The sequence below is a fragment of the Microbacterium testaceum StLB037 genome (assembly GCF_008763945.1).
GTDB classification, from domain to species: domain Bacteria; phylum Actinomycetota; class Actinomycetes; order Actinomycetales; family Microbacteriaceae; genus Microbacterium; species Microbacterium testaceum_G.
Genome location: NZ_VTQH01000001.1, coordinates 1,270,615 through 1,289,677 on the forward strand (window position 1 = coordinate 1,270,615; position 19,063 = coordinate 1,289,677).

General features: G+C 69.1%; 22 protein-coding genes and 1 tRNA gene. 14 read left to right on the forward strand and 9 right to left on the reverse strand.

Annotated features, from left to right (window positions below):
- Nucleotides 1-158 precede the first annotated feature (158 nt).
- Complete coding sequence (locus F9B98_RS05935; RefSeq protein WP_150954225.1) at nucleotides 159-491, forward strand: hypothetical protein; 333 nt, start codon at nucleotides 159-161, stop codon at nucleotides 489-491.
- On the opposite strand, the gene F9B98_RS05940 is transcribed toward F9B98_RS05935, so the two are convergent.
- Both F9B98_RS05940 and F9B98_RS05945 read right to left on the reverse strand, forming a co-directional pair.
- Nucleotides 478-1,476, reverse strand: coding sequence for an endonuclease/exonuclease/phosphatase family protein (locus F9B98_RS05940; protein ID WP_150954228.1), 999 nt, complete (start codon nucleotides 1,474-1,476; stop codon nucleotides 478-480). The genes F9B98_RS05935 and F9B98_RS05940 overlap by 14 nt on opposite strands.
- 83 nt (nucleotides 1,477-1,559) lie before the next feature.
- Entirely contained in the window at nucleotides 1,560-1,826 is a 267-nt protein-coding gene (locus F9B98_RS05945) for a GlsB/YeaQ/YmgE family stress response membrane protein (RefSeq protein WP_144783590.1), read from the reverse strand.
- Nucleotides 1,827-2,002: 176 nt separating this feature from the next.
- Here F9B98_RS05945 and F9B98_RS05950 point away from each other — a divergent pair, with 176 nt between their 5' ends.
- Together F9B98_RS05950 and F9B98_RS05955 are read left to right on the forward strand one after the other, a co-directional pair.
- Nucleotides 2,003-2,926, forward strand: coding sequence for a DUF368 domain-containing protein (locus tag F9B98_RS05950; protein ID WP_150954231.1), 924 nt, complete (start codon nucleotides 2,003-2,005; stop codon nucleotides 2,924-2,926).
- 195 nt (nucleotides 2,927-3,121) lie between these two features.
- Nucleotides 3,122-3,397: a hypothetical protein gene (locus F9B98_RS05955; protein WP_150954235.1), complete on the forward strand. Its 276-nt coding sequence runs from the start codon at nucleotides 3,122-3,124 to the stop codon at nucleotides 3,395-3,397.
- 110 nt (nucleotides 3,398-3,507) lie between these two features.
- On the opposite strand, the gene F9B98_RS05960 is transcribed toward F9B98_RS05955, so the two are convergent.
- Nucleotides 3,508-3,591: transfer RNA gene (locus tag F9B98_RS05960), tRNA-Leu, on the reverse strand.
- 153 nt (nucleotides 3,592-3,744) lie between these two features.
- Here F9B98_RS05960 and F9B98_RS05965 point away from each other — a divergent pair.
- From F9B98_RS05965 to pknB, 7 genes are read left to right on the forward strand one after another with little or no spacing between them, the layout of a single operon-like run.
- A complete protein-coding gene (locus tag F9B98_RS05965) occupies nucleotides 3,745-4,482 on the forward strand; it encodes an FhaA domain-containing protein (RefSeq protein WP_150954238.1) in 738 nt (245 codons plus the stop codon).
- Nucleotides 4,479-5,018, forward strand: a complete 540-nt coding sequence (locus F9B98_RS05970; RefSeq protein ID WP_150954241.1) for an FHA domain-containing protein — start codon at nucleotides 4,479-4,481, stop codon at nucleotides 5,016-5,018. The genes F9B98_RS05965 and F9B98_RS05970 overlap by 4 nt, the downstream gene beginning before the upstream one ends.
- Before the next feature lie 9 nt (nucleotides 5,019-5,027).
- Complete coding sequence (locus F9B98_RS05975) at nucleotides 5,028-6,266, forward strand: PP2C family protein-serine/threonine phosphatase (RefSeq protein WP_150954244.1); 1,239 nt, start codon at nucleotides 5,028-5,030, stop codon at nucleotides 6,264-6,266.
- Nucleotides 6,263-7,666: an FtsW/RodA/SpoVE family cell cycle protein gene (locus F9B98_RS05980; RefSeq protein ID WP_150954247.1), complete on the forward strand. Its 1,404-nt coding sequence runs from the start codon at nucleotides 6,263-6,265 to the stop codon at nucleotides 7,664-7,666. Before F9B98_RS05975 ends, F9B98_RS05980 begins: the two co-directional genes overlap by 4 nt.
- 49 nt (nucleotides 7,667-7,715) lie before the next feature.
- Nucleotides 7,716-9,170 (forward strand): peptidoglycan D,D-transpeptidase FtsI family protein, encoded by a 1,455-nt coding sequence (locus F9B98_RS05985; protein ID WP_150954250.1) that lies wholly within the window; start codon nucleotides 7,716-7,718, stop codon nucleotides 9,168-9,170.
- Entirely contained in the window at nucleotides 9,167-10,945 is a 1,779-nt protein-coding gene (locus F9B98_RS05990; RefSeq protein WP_150954253.1) for a serine/threonine-protein kinase, read from the forward strand. Before F9B98_RS05985 ends, F9B98_RS05990 begins: the two co-directional genes overlap by 4 nt.
- 31 nt (nucleotides 10,946-10,976) lie before the next feature.
- Entirely contained in the window at nucleotides 10,977-12,677 is a 1,701-nt protein-coding gene (pknB, locus tag F9B98_RS05995) for a Stk1 family PASTA domain-containing Ser/Thr kinase (RefSeq protein ID WP_150954256.1), read from the forward strand.
- Here pknB and F9B98_RS06000 read toward each other — a convergent pair.
- From F9B98_RS06000 to F9B98_RS06005, 3 genes are read right to left on the reverse strand one after another with little or no spacing between them, the layout of a single operon-like run.
- Entirely contained in the window at nucleotides 12,649-13,305 is a 657-nt protein-coding gene (locus F9B98_RS06000) for an anthranilate synthase component II (RefSeq protein WP_150954259.1), read from the reverse strand. The two genes, pknB and F9B98_RS06000, sit on opposite strands and share 29 nt — an antisense overlap.
- Nucleotides 13,302-13,457, reverse strand: a complete 156-nt coding sequence (locus tag F9B98_RS15900) for a hypothetical protein (protein WP_191966687.1) — start codon at nucleotides 13,455-13,457, stop codon at nucleotides 13,302-13,304. The genes F9B98_RS06000 and F9B98_RS15900 overlap by 4 nt, the downstream gene beginning before the upstream one ends.
- Nucleotides 13,457-14,254 carry a class E sortase gene (locus F9B98_RS06005; protein WP_225310239.1) on the reverse strand — a complete coding sequence of 266 codons (798 nt, stop codon included), beginning with the start codon at nucleotides 14,252-14,254 and terminating at the stop codon, nucleotides 13,457-13,459. Before F9B98_RS06005 ends, F9B98_RS15900 begins: the two co-directional genes overlap by 1 nt.
- Nucleotides 14,255-14,309: 55 nt before the next feature.
- Between F9B98_RS06005 and F9B98_RS06010 the strand changes: the two genes are divergently transcribed.
- Nucleotides 14,310-14,549 (forward strand): cell division protein CrgA, encoded by a 240-nt coding sequence (locus F9B98_RS06010; protein ID WP_074694504.1) that lies wholly within the window; start codon nucleotides 14,310-14,312, stop codon nucleotides 14,547-14,549.
- A gap of 51 nt (nucleotides 14,550-14,600) precedes the next feature.
- Here the strand turns inward: F9B98_RS06010 and F9B98_RS06015 are convergent, their stop codons facing one another.
- Both F9B98_RS06015 and F9B98_RS06020 read right to left on the reverse strand, forming a co-directional pair.
- Nucleotides 14,601-15,527, reverse strand: a complete 927-nt coding sequence (locus F9B98_RS06015) for a rhomboid family intramembrane serine protease (protein ID WP_225310240.1) — start codon at nucleotides 15,525-15,527, stop codon at nucleotides 14,601-14,603.
- 18 nt (nucleotides 15,528-15,545) lie between these two features.
- Complete coding sequence (locus F9B98_RS06020) at nucleotides 15,546-16,103, reverse strand: peptidylprolyl isomerase (protein WP_150954265.1); 558 nt, start codon at nucleotides 16,101-16,103, stop codon at nucleotides 15,546-15,548.
- A 100-nt stretch (nucleotides 16,104-16,203) separates the two neighbouring features.
- Here F9B98_RS06020 and F9B98_RS06025 point away from each other — a divergent pair, with 100 nt between their 5' ends.
- Together F9B98_RS06025 and F9B98_RS06030 are read left to right on the forward strand one after the other, a co-directional pair.
- On the forward strand, nucleotides 16,204-16,776 hold the full coding sequence (locus F9B98_RS06025; protein WP_056225083.1) for a hypothetical protein: 573 nt from the start codon (nucleotides 16,204-16,206) through the stop codon (nucleotides 16,774-16,776).
- The gene (locus F9B98_RS06030) at nucleotides 16,773-17,246 is read left to right on the forward strand and encodes an aminoacyl-tRNA deacylase (RefSeq protein ID WP_150954268.1); all 474 of its coding nucleotides are present in this window, start codon (nucleotides 16,773-16,775) and stop codon (nucleotides 17,244-17,246) included. The genes F9B98_RS06025 and F9B98_RS06030 overlap by 4 nt, the downstream gene beginning before the upstream one ends.
- Nucleotides 17,247-17,249: 3 nt before the next feature.
- On the opposite strand, the gene F9B98_RS06035 is transcribed toward F9B98_RS06030, so the two are convergent.
- The gene (locus tag F9B98_RS06035) at nucleotides 17,250-17,681 is read right to left on the reverse strand and encodes an NUDIX hydrolase (RefSeq protein WP_150954271.1); all 432 of its coding nucleotides are present in this window, start codon (nucleotides 17,679-17,681) and stop codon (nucleotides 17,250-17,252) included.
- A 76-nt stretch (nucleotides 17,682-17,757) separates the two neighbouring features.
- Between F9B98_RS06035 and F9B98_RS06040 the strand changes: the two genes are divergently transcribed.
- A complete protein-coding gene (locus F9B98_RS06040) occupies nucleotides 17,758-19,017 on the forward strand; it encodes an acyltransferase family protein (protein ID WP_150954274.1) in 1,260 nt (419 codons plus the stop codon).
- The last annotated feature ends 46 nt before the right edge of the window (nucleotides 19,018-19,063 follow it).

Sequence of the window (19,063 nt, forward strand, 5' to 3'; positions counted from 1 at the left end):
GCCACGGCGAGCGCGCGACGCCGATCGAGGCCAGACTGAGGGCACAGCGCGAGGAGACTCCGCTGCTGCGTCCGCGCGGGGTCGGAGTTGTTGGGGGCGGCCCCGCGCGGCAGGCAGCGATCATCGACCTCCCGTCCCCGCTGTGTTGGGCTGGAGCGATGACGGGCGAGTGGGCGTGGAGCATCCTCATCGTCGTCGGCGCGGCCCTGTGGTTCTGGTCAATCCGACTGACCGTGCGGGCCTACCGGGACGAACGCCTGCCGATGTGGACGAACCCCCGGAAGGCCCCGGGTCGCGCCGTCGCGGCCCGCGCCTTCGGTACCGGACTCACGATGTTCGGGGTCGGCATGACCACGGGCGTCGTCGACACCGAGCCCTGGATCGCTGCGGTCCTGGCGGGCGCGTTCTTCGCCGTGGTCTTCGTCGCGCCCCACGCGATCTCGGTCGCCGTCCACAACTCCCGCGTGGACCGAGGCATCACTCCCGCGTGAGCGTTGCGACGAGGGGGCGGTGATCGCTGCCCGCATCGTCGAATGCCTCGAGGACGGCGAAGCCGTTCACCCTCCACGCCGAACCGACCAGCACGTGGTCGATCGGAGCGGCGAGCCCGACGGGCAGTCGCACGGGCCAGGTTCCCGCGGCGGCCGAACCCGCTTCGGCGGCAGCATCACGGCATCCCCCGATCGTCCCCCCGTCGACGCCGAGACCGGTGAAGTGATCGACCGTCGAGTTCAGGTCGCCCGCCACGATCACGTCGCTCTCGGCGCATCTCGCCGCGATCCACTCGAGACCGCGCTCCCACTGGTCGGTGACCTCCGACAGGGGCGGCATGGGGTGCGCGGCGACGAGCGTGGGGCCCGAGCCGTCGACGGATCGCCAGACCCCGCTCGGCAGACCGACGGTGGAGCCCACTCCCGCGTCGAGCTCGTAGGCGCCCAGAGCGCGCGAGATCAGGATCGAGGTGGGGATGGTCTCGCCGTCCGGTGTCGCGGCGACGGTGTCGTGCGTCATCGAGATGCCCTCCCGCTCCAGGATGCCGACCACCTCGGCCGCCGCGACCGCATCGGTCTCGGGGAGGCTCACCACGTCGGCACCGGTCTCTCGCACCATGCGGGCGATGGTCTCGGGGGTGACCGAGCCGCCGTAGGTGTTCCACGCCGCCACCGTGAGTTCTCCCGGCTGCGGGGGCGTCCCCCCGCCGCGCGCCAGGAGGACCGCCGCGTTCCCGAGGGAGGCTGCGGCGAGCGCGATCGCGAGAGCAGCGGCCACCGACCACCGCCGACGCCAGACGGCCAGGCCCGTCACGAGCAGCGCGAGGATTCCGAATCCCAGCGCGAGCAGCGCGCGCAACGAGATGGCGTTGGCGACGAAAGGCAGACGATGGATGCCGAACCCCTGCGGCCACACCACGAGAAACGCCGCCACCGATCCGCCCGCGAGAACGAGGAGGAAAGGGAGGCGGCGACGTTTCGGCATCCTGCCCAGTAAAGCGGCTGGAGGGCGACGACACACGAAAAGCCCGGGACGCGGTCCAATCGCCCCGGGCTTTACGGTGAGGGTCAGCGTGCGGTGCGGCGACCGACGATCAGGCCGTAGATGAGCAGAACGATGACCGAGCCGCCGATGGCGAGCAGCCAGGTGCGCAGCTCGAAGAAGCCGCCGAGGTCGACACCGAAGATCGCGGTTCCCAGGAATCCGCCGAGCAGAGCGCCGACGACGCCGAGCACGAGCGTGATGAGCCAGCCGCCACCCTGCTTGCCGGGGAGGATGAGCTTGGCGATGGCGCCGGCGATCAGGCCGAGGAGAAGAAATCCGAAGAATCCCATGATGTGTTCCTTTCGCGAGTGTGAACCGATGCCCGCTCGAGGCGGGACTCTCGTCGCATCCAGCTTCCTCCCAGGAAGCGAATCTGCGGGGTGGGTTGCATAAGCCGCGCATTTCTGGTGCAGTCGCGCGTCCGCGCGAATGGCTTTCCTCGGCGGCCTCGCCTAGCGTTGTCCGAATGGCCGACACCCTTGCCGACCGACGTTCGCTCTTTCGCCCCGTGGGAAACCTCGTGCGCGGCACCCTCATCGGGGCGGTGGAAGTCATCCCCGGGGTCAGTGGGGGCACCGTCGCCCTCATCGTGGGGGTGTACGCGACGCTCATCGACGCGGCGAGCCACGTGGTCCGCGGAATCGTCGCGAGCACCGATGTCGTCCGCGGCCGTGGTCTCGCGCGCAGCGCCGCACATTTCGGGGCCGTGCGCTGGGGCGTCGTCGCCCCCGTGCTGATCGGGATGGTCCTCGCCGTCATCGTGGGCGCCCAGGTGCTCGCGCCCCTGGTGAAGGCGTATCCGACCGAGACCCGCGCCGTCTTCGGCGGCATGATCGCGGCATCCCTTCTCATCCCCGTCCGCATGCTCGGACGGGAATGGACGTGGCGTCTGGGGCTGCTCGCCCTTGTCGCCGCCGCGGGGGCGTTCGCGCTGACCGGACTCCCGACGGCCACCATGGCCGAGCCGCCCCTCGTCGTCGTCGCGCTGGCGGCGTCGGTCGCGGTGTGCGCCCTGGTGCTGCCCGGTCTGTCGGGTGCCTTCCTGCTGTTGGTGTTCGGGCTCTACGAGACGACGCTCGTGGCGCTGAACGAGCGCGATCTGCCCTACATCGCGGCGTTCGCCCTCGGCGCCGTCGTGGGTCTCAGCCTCTTCGTGAACGTCCTGCGGGTGTTGCTGCGGCGCTACCACGCCCTCATGCTCGCGATGATGACGGGGCTCATGCTCGGCTCGCTCCGCGCGCTCTGGCCCTGGCAGGACGAGTTCGGCCAGGCCTCAGCGCCGGGTGCCGACGTCGGCGCGATCACCCTTCTCGCGGCGGCAGGGGCGGCAGTCGTGCTCCTCGTCGTGGCGATGCAGGCGGGCGTGGCGCGCGGTCGTCGCCCGGCCTGACTCGCCGGGTCCCGCCCGGGCAGGGGGTGCCACACGGGGAGGGGCCCGCTTCACCCCTGCGGGTCGGAGGGCGCCCCGTGAGCAGCACGATCCGAACGAACGGCCCCTCACCGTCCGCGCCCGAGGGGACGCCGCGCCGAGACCGGGCTATTCCCTCCGCCGTCGAGAACGGGCCGGGATCGCCCTGATCGCTGCGTGCTGGGTTTCGGTCTCTACGTCCTGGCGTTCGGATCCATCGCGTGGTTCCGCTTCGCCGCGCCGCTGCTGGCCACCGAGGAACACCAGCTCCGCGTGAGCGGTGTCGAGCCGCTGAGTCCCGGCGTGTTCTCGATCCACCTCTCCGTCCTGCCCGATCTGCTCGACTCGGACCTCTTCATCTGCGGTCCCGAGAAATGGGCCGACCTCGTAGTCCGCGATGCGCGGGCCGCGGGCCTCCCCGCCCGACGGATCCACGTCGAGAGGTTCGCGTGAAGGCGAGGACGAAGGGCGCGAGGGGTCCAGCCCTCACGGGTCCACCGCCCTCGCACTGCCGCACGAAACGACGAAGGCCCCGGGATGAACCCGGGGCCTTCGTCGTTCTGTGCGCGAGGGGGGACTTGAACCCCCACGCCCTTGCGGGCACTGGCACCTGAAGCCAGCGCGTCTACCTATTCCGCCACTCGCGCGTTGCGTGACACGGGATGCCACGCGACCAACTTCCCGAGAATATCACGGCCGCGACCGCGTCACGAAACGCGGCGCTCGAAGCCCGCGTCCATGACCTCCCCAGCCGTGCTGACTACGATGTGCCTACTGGTCTGCCTGCCTGAAGGAGTCTCGTGGGGCTACTCGACAGTTTCGAGAAAGGTCTCGAACGCGCCGTCAACGGTGCGTTCGCGAAGACCTTCCGCAGTGGCATCCAGCCGGTGGAGATCGCTTCGGCTCTGCGCAGCGAGCTCGACAAGAAGGCCGTGGTCGTCACGCGTGAGCGCATCCTCACGCCGAACACCTTCGTGGTGCGCCTCTCCCCCGCCGATGACGAGAAGATGAGCGCCCTCGGCTCGACGCTCATCTCCGAGCTCGACACCCTGGTCAAGAAGCACGCCCGCACCCAGGGCTACTCCTTCGCCGGCCCGGTGGCCATCTCGATCGAGCGCGACGGTTCGCTGTCGACGGGAACCCTGCGCGTCGACTCGCAGACCACGGAAGGCCGGATCGCGTGGCGCGGCGTGGTCGACATCGACGGCACGCGTCACCCGCTGACCGCCGCCCGCACGGTGATCGGTCGCGGTAGCGACGCCGACATCACGATCCCCGACGCCGGCACGAGCCGCAAGCACGTCGAGATCCTCTGGGACGGCGAGCGCGCCATGGTGCGCGACCTCGGGTCCACCAACGGCACGACGCTCAACGGTCGTAAGGTCACCGAGGCCGCGCTTCCGCCCGATTCGACGATCTCGATCGGCCGCACCAATATCGTGTTCCGTGTGGTCGCTCAGGCGCAGCCGCCGCGACGCTCTTCGGCGTCCGACGCCACGAGCATCTTCGACGTCCGGGAACGGGGACCCCTCTCATGAGTCAGTTGACTCTCCTTCTTCTCCAGGGCGGCTTCCTCGTCCTGCTCTGGTTCTTCGTGTTCGGCGTCGTGTATTCGTTGCGCGCCGACCTCTTCGGCGTCAAGGTTCGTAAGCTCCCCGAGCCCGCGGCATCCCCCGCTCCCGCGGCAGCCGCCCCGACGGCCGCGCCCGATGCGGTGACCACGCAGGTCAAGCGCCCCTCCGCTCCCGCCCCGGCCCCCGTGGGGGGTCTGGCGACCACCTCCACCGTCTCGCGGATCGTCATCACGAGCGGACCGAAGGCCGGACTCGAACTGCCCCTCGGCACCGAGCCGCTGACGATCGGTCGCTCCAGCGAGTCGGGTCTGGTCATCCGTGACGATTACACCTCGAGCCACCACGCCCGCCTCGTGCTCTGGGGCGAGCAGTGGATGCTCCAGGATCTCGATTCGACCAACGGCACCTCCCACGACGGCGTCCGCGTGGCGGCACCGGTCCAGGTGAAGGTGGGAGCGCCCATCAGGGTCGGCGCGACGACGTTCGAGCTGAGGAAGTAACCCACACCGATGGTGTTCCAAGGCTCGAGCGCGGCCATCTCCCACACGGGCAAGGTGCGCTCCAACAACCAGGACTCCGGCTACGCCGGGTCCAACCTCTTCGTGGTCGCCGACGGCATGGGCGGGCACGCGGGCGGTGATGTCGCCTCGAGCCTGGCGATCCGCCGCCTCACCGAGCTCGATCAGCCCTTCCCCTCCCCCACCCAGGCCGAGCAGGCCATCCGCGACTCCCTGGCCGACACGGCGGCCGAACTGATCGACACCGTCGCTCGCCGCCCCGAGCTGGCCGGCATGGGCACGACCGTGAGCGCTCTGGTCATGGTCGACGACTACGCCGTCATCGGTCACATCGGCGACTCGCGCATCTACCTGTACCGCGACGACACGCTCACCCAGATCACGGCCGACCACACCTTCGTGCAGCGTCTGGTCGATTCGGGGCGCATCACCCCCGAAGAAGCGCGCTACCACCCGCGTCGATCGGTGCTCATGCGCGTGCTCGGCGACATGGATCCCGACCCCGAGGTCGACAGCTTCATCATGCCGACGCAGGACGGCGACCGGTGGTTGCTGTGTTCCGACGGGCTGTCCGGTGTCGTCGACGACGCCCACACCGCCAAGACGCTCGCGCTCGGCATGCCCCCGGCCCGCACCGCCGACGCCCTGTTGAAGCAGGCGCTCGACGGCGGCGCCCCCGACAACGTCACGGTCGTGCTGGTCGACGTCGGCGGGCAGCACCCCGTCTTCATCGGCACCCCCACGATCGTCGGCTCCGCCTCCAACCCCAGCGGTATGGTCGTGCCGGCCGCCCGGCCCGGCCGCTCGGGCTGGCTCCACCACGCCCGTCAGGTCGCGAACGAGCCCACGCACTTCGAGCCGGCCGCCGAGTTCCTCGAGGAGCTCATCGAAGAAGACCGCCGTCGTGCGCGCCGTCGTCGTTTCGGCTGGCTCGCCGCCCTGATCTTGGTGCTCGCCGGCATCGGCGTGGGCCTGTTCGCCGGATACAACTGGACGCAGACGCTCTACTACGTCGGCGCCGACGACGATTCGGTCGTGATCTACCGCGGCATCCAGCAGTCGATCGGTCCGCTCTCGCTGTCGACGGTCTACGAAGACACGAATATCCCGCTGAGCGACCTGTCCGACTTCGATCGGCAGACCGTCCAGGCCACCATCTCCGCCCCGTCGCTGAACGACGCGGAGAAGATCGTCGAACGCCTGCGTCCCGCGGCGGAGGGAAGCGGATGACCGATCAGAAGCTCACCCGTTCCGGCGATGCCGTGTCCACCGACACGGCCGTCATGCGCGCCCTGAAGAAGATCCGCGTTCCCGCCAAGCAGCGCAATCGCGAGCTGGGCCTGCTCCTGTTCGCGATCGTCGTCTACGGCGGCGCGGTCGTGCTCGTGCAGCTGGGCGTGAGCAGCACCGTCGAGACCGGTTATCTCACGATCGCCGCGATCCCGGCCGTGCTCGCCCTGGTCATGCACATCGTGCTGCGCCTGCGCGCGCGCGACGCCGACCCCTTCGTGCTGCCCATCGCCACCGTCCTCACGGGCCTCGGTATCGCGATGATCTACCGCATCGACCTGGCCGAGAAGGCGAGCGGGTGGGATGCCACGGGCAACCGCCAGATCGCCTGGGCGGCCATCGCGATGGTCGCGGCTCTCGCCGTGCTGATCTTCGTGCGCAACTACCGCGTGCTCTTCCGGTACACCTACCTGTTCGGCCTCGTCGGCATCCTGCTCCTGCTCCTGCCGTTCGTGCCGGGGCTGGGCACCGACCAGAACGCCGACGTGTGGGTGTCGCTCGGCTTCGTGTCGTTCCAGCCGGGCGAGCTCGCCAAGATCTGCCTCGCGATCTTCTTCGCCGGCTACCTCGTGCGCACGAGGGAGAGCCTCACCTCCACCGGCACGCGCTTCCTCTTCATGACGTGGCCGCGCGCGCGCGAGCTCGGCCCCGTGCTCATCATCTGGCTCGTCTCGCTGGGCATCATCGTCCTCCAGCGCGACCTGGGCACCGGCCTGCTCATCTTCGGCATGTTCGTGGCGATGCTCTACGTCGCCACCGGAAAGACCAGCTGGGTGCTGATCGGCCTGGTGCTGGTCGCGAGCGGTGCGTTCCTGGCATCCCGAGTCCTCCCGTACGTCAACGGTCGCTTCGCCAACTGGCTGAACGCCTTCGACCCCGAGGTCATCAACCGCGACGGCGGCAGCTACCAGCTCGTTCAGGGGATCTTCGGCCTCGCGCACGGCGGTCTGTTCGGCACCGGTCTCGGGCAGGGCCGGCCGTACATCACGCCGCTCTCGCAGAGCGACTACATCGTCCCGAGCCTCGGCGAGGAGCTGGGCCTCGTAGGCCTGTTCGCGATCCTCGCGCTCTACATGGTGTTCACCAGCCGCGGCATCCGCATCGGGCTCGCGGGACAGGACGACTTCGGCAAGCTGCTGGCCACGGGCTTCTCGTTCACGATCGCGCTGCAGGTCTTCATCATGGTCGGCGGTGTCACCCGCGTGATCCCGCTGACCGGCCTGACCACCCCGTTCCTCGCGGCCGGTGGATCGTCGCTGATCGCGAACTGGATCATCGTGGCGTTCCTGCTGCGCATCTCCGACGCGGTGCGCAGCCGCCCCCGGGTGGTGATCGGCTGATGCTCCACCCGTCCGCCCCCACCGACACCCCGATCCTGGAGGAGGCACCGTGACCAAAGAACTCCGTCGCCTCAGCATCGTCATGCTGGCGATGTTCCTGGCCCTGTTCGCCTCGACGAGCATCATCCAGGTCGCTCAGGCCAACTCGCTCACCAACACCTCCGGGAACACCCGGGCGCTGTACGACTCGTACCAGATCCAGCGCGGCTCGATCATCGCCGGCGGGACGGCGATCGCCTCGTCGGTCCCGTCCGACGACGTCTACAGCTGGCAGCGTCAATACACGGATGCCGAGATGTGGGCGCCCGTCACCGGATACATGAACCCGGTGCTCGACGTGAAGACCCAGATCGAGTCGGCCGAGAATAGCGTGCTGAGCGGCTCGGACTCGAACCAGTTCTTCTCGCGCATCGATCGGGCCATCACCGGTCAGGCACCGCGCGGCTCGAACGTCGAGCTCTCGCTCGATCCGAAGGTGCAGAAGGCCGCGTGGGACGCCATGGGCGATCTCCAGGGTGCCGTCGTCGCGATCGAGCCCTCCACCGGCCGCATCCTCGCGATGGTGTCGAAGCCCAGCTACGACACCAACACCCTCGCCTCCCACGACACGGACGCCGTCAACGCGGCGTACGACCAGCTCGTGGCCGACCCGAGCAAGCCGATGGACAACCGGGCCATCGCGGGCAACCTCAACCCTCCGGGCTCGACCTTCAAGCTCGTCGTGGCCTCCGCCGCCCTGGCATCCGGTCGCTACACGCCCGACTCGGCCTTCCCGAACGTCGCCGCGTACACGCTTCCGCAGTCCACCAACGTCGTCAGCAACGCCGGTGGGGGCACCTGTGGCGAGGGCGACACCGTCACGATCGCCACCGCCCTGCGTCTGAGCTGCAACATCCCGATGGCGGAGCTCGCGGTGGAACTCGGCGCCGACGCCATCCGCGCCGAGGCCGAGAAGTACGGCTTCAACAAATCGTTCGACATGCCGCTGGAGTCCACGGCGTCGACCTACCCCACCTCGCCGAACGCGCCGCAGACCGCCCTGAGCGGCTTCGGCCAGGGCGATGTGCGCGCTACGCCGCTGCAGATGGCCATGGTGTCCGCCGGCATCGCGAACGACGGCGTGGTGATGAACCCGCGGATGGTCGATCGCGTGATCGAGCCGAATCTGTCGGTCAAAGACGAGGCCAGCAGCAGTGAGTTCGGCCGGGCTCTCGAGTCTTCGGTCGCCGCGCAGATGGTCACCATGATGACGGCGAACGTCCAGGACGGCGCGGCATCGAATGCAAGAATAGACGGGGTCGCAGTGGCGGGTAAGACCGGCACCGCGGAGAACGATTCCCGTCCCTACACTCTCTGGTTCACCGGCTTCGCACCGGCGGAAGACCCGAAGGTCGCCGTCGCCGTGGTCGTCGAAAACGGTGGAGGCCAGGGGCAGAACGGGAGCGGCAACGAGATCGCCGCCCCGATAGCGAAGAAGGTCATGGAGGCGGTGCTGGGTAAATGAGACCGACGCAGGGTGTGACCTTCGGAGGACGCTACGAGCTCGATTCGCGTATCGCGATCGGCGGGATGGGCGAGGTCTGGGAGGCGACGGATCACGTCATCGGACGCACCGTCGCGATCAAGATCCTCAAAGACGAGTACATGGGCGACCCCGGCTTCCTCGAGCGCTTCCGCGCCGAGGCCCGCCACGCCGCACTCGTCAACCACGAGGGCATCGCGAGCGTGTTCGACTACGGCGAGGAGGACGGCAGCGCCTTCCTCGTGATGGAGCTCGTTCCGGGCGAAGCCCTGTCGACGATCCTCGAGCGCGACGGCTCCCTCTCGACCGACAAGACCCTCGACGTCGTCGCCCAGACGGCCGCCGCCCTGCAGGCCGCGCACGCCGCGGGTCTCGTCCACCGGGACATCAAGCCGGGAAACCTGCTCATCACGCCCGACGGACGCGTCAAGATCACCGACTTCGGCATCGCCCGCATCGCCGACCAGGTACCCCTCACCGCCACCGGTCAGGTCATGGGCACCGTGCAGTACCTCTCGCCCGAGCAGGCGTCCGGTCACCCCGCGTCGCCCGCGACCGACACGTACTCGCTCGGAATCGTGGCCTACGAGTGCCTCGCCGGCAAACGCCCGTTCACGGGCGAGTCGCAGGTCGCGATCGCCATGGCCCAGATCAACGAGCAGCCCGCGCCGCTGCCGCCCACCGTGGCGCAGCCGGTGCAGAACCTCGTGATGGCCATGATCGCCAAGAAGCCCGACGACCGTCCGGCGTCGTCCGCGGCCGTCTCGCGCGCCGCCACGGCGCTTCGTCGCGGCGACCTCGCCGCCGCCGCGGCGGCGGTTCCGGCGATCGCCGGGGGTGCCGCCCTCGCCGATGACGCCACGCAGCTTCTGACCGCCGGCGGACAGACCTCGGCCACCACGCGCCTCATGCCCGCTCCCGCGGCCGCCACGTCGCTCCTGACCGAGGAGCACACCGAAGAAGACCCGGCTCCGCAGAAGAAGAAGCGCAGCCCGTGGACGTGGCCGCTGATCGCCCTCATCGCGCTGCTCGCGTTGGTGCTCATCGGCACCCTCTTCACGCTGCTGTCGAACCAGGGCGAGCCCGACGCCGCTCCCTCGAGCCCCTCGGCCACCGTCTCGACGACTCCCTCGTCCCCCCCGTCTCCCTCGCAGACCCCGACGCCTTCGGCCACCCTCGTCGACGTCGACGCGCTGAACCTCGTCGGCAAGACGTGCGATGAGGCGCGAGAGATCCTGCGCGATGCGAATCTGGGCGCGCGGTGCACGCCGGGGAACGCCGCCGCCAGCGCCGATCAGGTCGGCAAGATCTACACCGTCGATCCCACCGGGCGCAACGCGCAGGGAACCGAGATCGAGGTCACGTACTACGGAGACGAGACGCCCCTCTCGGCTCCGGGCACCCCTGCCCTGCCCGGGACGTCCGTGGCAGCCGGCAGCGACATCCAGGTCTCGTGGCAGCAGTACTCCTGCCCCTCGGGCACGGGTTCCGTCACGTCGTACAACTTCACCGCGACGAATGGCACCTTCGACGCCACCGGCCAGTCGACGGCCGTGTTCCCACCCGATGCGCGCAACGCGAAGCTGACGGTCAACAACGCCGCCGGTCAAACGCTGCGCGTGACCTACACGGTCAGCTGCTCGGGAGCCGGCGACCGCACCGCCGGACCCTCGGGTGAGGCGTCGGCGACGATCACCGGCGGCAGCACGCCGTCGGCGTCGCCGACCTCGGCCGCGGTTCCCACCGTCAAGCCCTGATCCCCCATCCCCCACGCCAGGAGCTCCACCCGTGACCACTGAGACGCGCGTCCTTTCCGGGCGCTACCGCGTCGACGACCTGATCGGTCGCGGCGGCATGGCCAGCGTCTACCGCGGATACGACCAGACGCTGGGCCGCACGGTGGCCATCAAGGTGCTCAAGGCCGATCTGGCGGGGGATGCCGCGTTCCGCACGCGCTTCCGCCTCGAAGCTCAGGCGGCGTCGCGCATGGCGCACCCGACGATCGTCCGCGTCTTCGACGCCGGCGAAGACGTCGAGATCGGCGCGGACGGGCAGGAGCGTCCGGTCCCGTACATCGTCATGGAGCTCGTGCACGGTCGTCTTCTCAAGGACGTCATCGCCGCGGGCCCTGTCCCCACCGACGACGCGTTGCGCTACGTCGACGGCATCCTGGAGGCTCTCGAGTACTCCCACCGCGCCGGCGTCGTCCACCGCGACATCAAGCCCGGCAACGTGATGATCACCGAGTCCGGCCGCGTGAAGGTCATGGACTTCGGTATCGCGCGGGCGGTGTCCGATTCGTCGTCCACGGTGGCCGAGACCACCGCGATCGTCGGGACGGCGGCGTACTTCTCACCCGAGCAGGCCAAGGGCGAGTCGGTCGACGCGCGCGCCGACCTCTACTCCACCGGCGTCGTGCTCTACGAACTGCTCACCGGTCGTCCGCCCTTCCGGGGCGACACTCCGGTCGCCGTCGCCTACCAGCACGTCAGCGAGGCTCCGGTCCCGCCCAGCGAGATCGTCGAGTCCGTGCCGCGCGCTCTGGATGCCATCGTGCTCCGCGCGCTCGCGAAGGATCCGTTCCAGCGCCCGCAGGATGCGGCGAGCTTCCGCGAAGCCCTCGATGAGACGGTCGACGGCAAGGGCCCCACGAAGCGCCAGATGTCGGCGCTGTCGAACGAGCTGTACGGGCCGAACCCCCGCCAGGCAGCCGAGACCGCTCGCTCCCTGCGCCAGCTCAGCACCGACACGACGATGCGCCGGACGCAACCCGGCCCTCCCGTCGCATGGATCTGGGCGGGCGTCACGGTGCTCGCGGTGCTGCTGGTCGCCGTGCTCATCTGGGTCATGCAGATCCAGCCGAGCGACGACGTGCCCAGCAGCGCCTACACGGTCCCGAACGTCGTGGACATGTCGTACGACCGCGCCGTCGAGACGCTCGAGGCGCAGCAGCTCACCGCCAGTCGGGTGAACGAGTCCGACGAGAAGGTCGCGGCGGGCAACGTCGTCAGCACGGTGCCGGAGGCCGGAACCAACGTCACCGCCGGTCAGCGGATCACGGTCTACGTCTCGACCGGACCCGATACGGCGACCGTTCCGAACCTCGACGGGATCACCGAGAGCGAAGCGCGCACCTCGCTGCAGAGCGCCGGACTGTCGGTCGGTTCGATCCGGCGTCAGGACGACCCCGCCCTCGCCGCGGGTACGATCATCTCGTCGAGCGTGGCGTCGGGTGCCGAAGTCGCGAAGGGCACGACCGTGAACCTCGTGGTGGCCAGCGGTCAGGTCGTCATCGTCGATTACACCGGCTACACCGTTGACGGTGCCAAGCGTGAGCTGGAGTCCGACGCGAAACAGCTGACCGTGAAGACGCAGGAAGACCCCGGCTGCAAGGCGGCGGCGATTCCGACAGTCAAGACGCAGTCGCTGGCCCCGGGCGAAGTCCCCGTGCACAGCGAGATCACGCTGACGGTCTGTACGGGCTCCTGACCCCGCGCGGGCGCAGTCGCGCGCCGCGGTCGGCGGCTCCGATCAGGCCCGCGCTCTCGAGCCAGCGTCCAAGGAGGACGTGGCCCCCCTCGGTCAGCACGCTCTCGGGATGGAACTGCACGCCCTCGACCGGCGCGTATCGGTGGCGCACCCCCATGATCACGCCCCCGTCGGTCTCAGCCGTGACCTCGAGCTCGGCGGGCAGCGACCCGGGGTCGATCGCGAGGGAGTGGTAACGGGTCGCCACGAACCCGTCGGGGAGGTCGGCGAAGACGCCCTCGCCCCGATGCCGGATGACGCTCGTGATCCCGTGCAGGAGTTCGGGCGCATGCCCCACCCGCCCTCCGAAGGCGGTCGCGATGGCCTGGTGGCCGAGACAGACCCCGAGCAGAGGGATGCCGCTGTCGAAGGCCGCACGCACGACGGCGACGGAGTGCCCGGCGTCGTCGGGGTGACCGGGTCCTGGTGAGACGAGGATCGCATCCGCTTCGCGCGTCATTCGTTGCGGCAGAGCGGGCTCGTCCGCACCGACCAGCACGGTCTCGGCGCCGAGGTCGCGGACGTAGCCGGCGAGGGTGTGGACGAAGCTGTCGCGGTTGTCCACGACGACGACGCGCCAGGGGCTCACTCGACCGTGACCTCCTGGGGATAGACGAGGTCGCTCACCCAGGGGAACACGTAGAAGAACAGGCCGTAGAGCACGGCGGCGAGAAGAACCAGGACGATCAACAGACGCACCCACCACGGACCGGGGAGGATGCGCCACAGGGCTCCGTACATCAGGATGCTCCAGAGGTCAGGGAGGTCGGCGGACCGGCGTCGGTGCGCGGGGTGAAGGACTCGAACACGCCGTAGCCGATCGCCCGCTCCGAGAAGCCGTATCGCGGACTGCACGTCGTCATGGTGATCACGCGATCGGTCGCCTCGATCTGCGGCTGCTGGGGTGTCGGCAGCAGGACGTTGACGCCGTCGGGGCGCACGTACTCCAGATTGCGGAACCGGTAGGTATACCAGCCGCCCTCGGTCTCGACCACGATGGCATCGCCGATGCGCAACGAGGGCAGGTCCGCGAAGGGTGCTCCATGGCTACCACGGTGGCCGGCGATGGCGAAGTTGCCGACCTGACCCGGCATCGCCGTGTCGGGGTAATGCCCGAGGCCGATGGGGTCGAGCGTGCGAGACGAGCTGACGCCGCCGGCGACCTTGAAGTGGTAGTCCGAGCCGAGGCGGGGGATCCACACGACGCCGAAGACCTGGGCGTCGCCCGGCTGGTCGAGAGCGGGCGGGTCAGCCGTGGGAGGCGCGGACGGCTGCGCCGGAGCGGAGGCGGTCGCGGACGGGGCCGGCACCGGCGGGGGGTCGGCGTTCCACTGCTCGCTGAGCTGCCTGCCTTCGTCCTTGAACTGGGCACCGATGATCGCGTCGCCGATCCAGAGCTGCCACACGACGAACAGCAGCACGAGCACGCCCGCCGTGACGAGGAGATCCCCGATGACGCCGATCACCGACACCCGGCGACGGGTCGCGCGCCCGCGTCGTGAGCCCCGACGGGTCTGCGGCTGATCAACGGTCTGCACGGGGTGCAGTCTAGTTCCGCGGGATTGCGGGCACCTGACCGTTAGACTGTCCGGCATGGCTCGAACTGGCAAAGGCGAAGACCCGATCGCTGAGCGCAACGAAGGCGGATCGGCTCCGAACCCGGTGTGGTTCCTGCCCATCATGATCGGCCTCATGCTCATCGGCCTCGTGTGGGTCCTGGTGTTCTACCTCAGCAACTCGCAGTTTCCGATCCCGGGCATCGGGCCGTGGAACCTCGTCATCGGCTTCGGTATCGCCTTCATCGGGTTCCTCATGACCACGAAGTGGCGCTGACTTACACAGGTGTAATTCATCCCCACCTGTGGATGGGCCTGTGGATAACCGTCAGACGAAGAACACGGCCGGGATCGCGAGCAGCGCGATCAGCACGACAGTGAGCCCGACGAGCAGGCCGATCTGCAGGCGCTTGCGAGTCGCAGCGCGCGTGCGCGCATAGATCAGCCCCACGCCGGCCCCGGTGACGAGGCCGCCCAGGTGCGCCTGCCACGAGATCCCGACCGCCGCGAGCGATCCGGCGAAGTCGCCGGAGCCGACCGCTCCGATCGCCGCGATCACGAACGGCCACGCGAAATTGATGCCGATCAGTATCGCGATCACGCGGATATCCGCGCCGATGTGGCGGCCGATCACGAGCAGCGCACCGAAGAGGGCGAAGATCGCCCCCGAAGCGCCCACCGTCCACACACCGGGCGCGAGGAGCGCGACCGCGACGGAGCCGCCGAGCGCGCCGATCAGATACAGCGCGAGAAAGCGTGCGCGTCCCAGCAACGGCTCGAGACTGCGTCCGATGAACCACAGCGCGAGCATGTTCAGCCCGACGTGGAAGAAGCCGCTGTGGACGAGTGCGACCGTCAGCAATCGCCACGGCTGGACGGCGCCCGCCTGCGGGAGCACGAAGAGGCTGTTGAAGGCGAGCAGGTTGGTGATGATCCCGCCCACACCCGGAATCAGTCCGATGATGTAGACGAGCCCGGTAACAGCGATGATGCCGAGCGTCATCTGCGGTCGACCGGCCGAGACCACCGACATGGGCCGAGAGGCCCAGCGGCGTTGCGCCTTCTTCTGGGCCGGGGTCTGCGATGCGCGCTGCTGCGCCATGCACTCCGGGCAGATGACGCCGACGGCGGCGGGTGTCCGGCACTCCGAACACACGGTGCGCATGCACCGCTGGCACAGCACGAAGCTCTGCCGGTCCGGATGCCGGTAACAGAAGTTGTCGCTGTTGCGACGAAACTCGTCAGTCGTGGACACCCGCCGCCGCCTGGGAGGTCAGACCGAGACGACGTCGACCGACTGGAGCACGACGGGCTCGATCGGACGGTCGCCCGCGGCGGTGGGGACGGACGCGATCTTGTCGACGACGGCCTTCGACTCGTCGTCGGCCACCTCGCCGAAGATGGTGTGCTTGCCCTGGAGCCACGGCGTGGGGTCGGTCGTGATGAAGAACTGCGAGCCGTTGGTTCCCTCGGGCTGACCGGTGATGGCGTTGCGGCGCAGACCCGCGTTGGCCATGGCCAGCTTGTAGGGCTGCGTGAAGTCGAGCTCGGGGCTGATCTCGTCGTTGAAGTTGTAGCCGGGTCCGCCGATACCCTGACCGAGCGGGTCGCCGCCCTGGATCATGAAGTTGGGGATGATGCGGTGGAAGATGACGTCCTTATAGAGGGGTCCCTCGCCCTTGGCACCCGTGGCGGGGTTCGTCCACTCCTGGGTTCCGTCGGAGAGCCCGACGAAGTTGCGGACGGTACGCGGAGCGTGGTCGCCGAACAGGTTGACGACGATGTCGCCGTGGTTGGTGTGCAGGGTCGCGACGGCGGTGTGGTTGGCCATGGGTACATTCTCTCAGAGTTATCTGCAAGGGTCGGCGGTGCCGGCGACCCGTTCTGGCAAGATGAACGAACGTACATCCCATCGACAGGGAGGATGAGCCGTGGGCCTCAGCCGCAAGAGCAAGAAGGAACTGCGCAAGCTCCAGAAGCACGCCGCCAAGGTGTGGGAGTCGCAGCAGGTGCTGCTGGGCGAGAGCGGGAAGGTCGCTCGTGAAGCCGGCCACCAGCTCGGTCGCTTCAGCCGCGAAGACCTCGTCCCCGCCGTGCAGGACGGGTACAACAAGTACGCCGCTCCGTACGTCGACAAGAGCGTGAAGTACAGCAACCGCTTCCTCAGCCACAAGGTGGTTCCCGCGGCCGGTGCCGTGGTCGGCGGAGCGATGTCGGTGTGGGATGCCGCGGGCGACACCCGCGACCGCCTCGCGAAGGGTCGCGGCTTCGAACTCGACACCCACAAGTACGCCAAGCGTGCCGAGAAGTACGGCAAGCAGGCGTCCAAGCGCCTCGCCAAGAAGCTTCCGTCGCAGCACGACGGCATCGGTGCCGGTGGCGTCATCGCCATCATCCTCGGCGTCGTGGCCGCCGCGGGCGTCGCGTACGCCGCGTGGCAGACGCTGCGGGCCGACGACGAGCTGTGGGTGGCCGACGACCCGCTGCGCGCACCGGACGCGTGAGCGACCCCACCATCAGAGTCAGAGAGGCCGCGCGCGAGCGCGGCCTCTCTGTCGATGTGCGTGAGCGCCCCGCCGCCTCGAGCCTCGACGAGGCGGCCGAGCTGCTCGGCATCCCCTCCGCCTCGATCGTGAAGACGCTGGTCGTCAAGCGCTCGGACGATACCTACCTGTTCGCCCTCGTGCCCGGCGACCGCGCCATCTCGTGGCCGAAGCTGCGCGCGGTGGTCGGTGTCAACAAGCTGCGCCTGCCGGAGCCCGAGCTGGCCCTCGCCGCCACCGGGTACGAGCGCGGCACCATCGTCCCAATCGGCAGCACGACCGACTGGCCCGTCTATGCCGACGAACGGATCGTCGGCACGCGCATCGCCATGGGCGCCGGCGCGCACGGCTACAGTCTCTTCGTCGAGGCCGACGACCTCATCGCCGCCTACGGTGCGATCGTCGCCGACATCACCGCCGAACGCGCCTGACGCTCACGAGCCGAGGATGCCGGCCATCCGCAGAGCGACATCGACGAGTTGCACCCGGCGGAGCTTCCGGGTGGCCGCGAGGGTGAACCACTCCGCGCGATCGGTGGATCCGTCGGTCTCGAACCGCAGTCGGCCGCCCACGACGCGGGCCCTGTAGACGATCCGCAACGCGTGCAGCGGGCCTTCGGCCCCCTCCGTCAGTCGAGCGTCGGCGGGGATCACCCGGGAGTGGATGCCGAGCAGCCCCTCGACAACGACACGGAATCCCGTCTCCTCGCGTACCTCGCGGCGAACCGCCTGAGCGGGGTCCTCGCCGTCTTCGAGGCCGCCGCCGGGAAGGGTCCACGCCCCGCGCCGGCCGTCGATCCAGTGAGCGAGCAGCACGCGGTCGTCTGCGTCGGTCACGACGGCGTACGCGGCCACGCGCATATCCATGACCAGACTCTAGCGACCGACTTCACCCGCGTGTCGCGGTTGACCAGGACCATCGGGATCGCGCCACCATGGTGCCATGCGCACTGAGCTCTCCTCCTCGAAGCCCGACGTCTCGCGCCGCGACCTCACCCTGGACCTCGCTCGCGTCACGGCCGTCTGCTTCGTCGTCGTCGTCCACCTGCTGCAGGTCGGCGTGGGGTACGGACCGGACGGGGCGATCGTCACCTCACGCCCGGCGGAGATGCAGCCGTGGTTCGACGCCGCGACGTGGTTCGGGCAGATCATGCCGCTGTTCTTCGTCGTCGGGGGCTTCGCCTCCGCGGCGGGATGGGCCACCTGGCAGAGTCGGGGCGGGAACGCCCGCGGGTTCATCCGATCGCGCACGCTGCGGCTCGCTCAGCCTGCCCTGCCCCTCTTCCTCGTCGTGGCGGTCGTCCTCGTCGGAGCCTCCCTCGCGGGGATCGACCCCTCGCTGGTCGACGCCGCCGTCGTCGGGGTGGGGATGCCCCTGTGGTTCCTCGCCGCGTACCTCTTGTGTCAGGCCGTCGTTCCGCTGACGTTCCGCTGGCACGAGCAGGCACCACGGGGCACCCTGTTGGTGCTGCTCATCGCGGTGGTGGCCGTGGACGCCCTGCGCTTCGGCACCGGGGTGGGTGAGCTGGGGTACCTGAACCTGCTGTTCGTGTGGCCGCTCATCCAACAGCTGGGCTTCTGGTACCGCGACGGCTGGTTCGATCGTCGCTCCCCCCTCTCCCTCATCGGCATCGCGGCCGGCTGCTACCTCGTCGTCGGGGCCGTCGTGGTGTGGGGGCCCTACTCGAACAACATGCTCGCGAATCTCAACCCGCCCACCCTCCCCCTCGTGCTGTTCGGTCTCGCGCAGGCCTGCCTGCTGAGATTGGCCAAGCCCGTCCTCGCGGCGCTCATGCGCACGAGGATCGCTCAGGCGGTGGTGTTCGTGATCGGCTCGCGGCTCATGACGGTGTACCTGTGGCACCTGCCCGTCATCCTCATCGTCTCGGGCATCGCCCTTCTGATCCCGGGTGCCGCCCCGACCCCGGCGAGCTCGGAGTGGTGGGCGACGCGTCCCCTCGTCTTCCTCGCGACGGCCGTCGTCCTCTGGCTGCTCTCCCTGGTCCTCGTGCGCTTCGAAACCCTGGGTGAGCTGCCTCCGACCCCGGGCGCATTCATCCTCACGATCGCATGGGCGTGCGCGTTCCTTCCGCCCTTCGCGGTCACGCTCCAGGGCATGAACACGGTGCTGGCCATCGGCGGGGCGGTGCTGTACTCGGCATCCGTCCTCCTCCTTCGCCGAGAGCGACGACGCGGGGCCTGATGACGACGGGGAAAAGACGAGAAGCCGGTCCTGATGGACCGGCTTC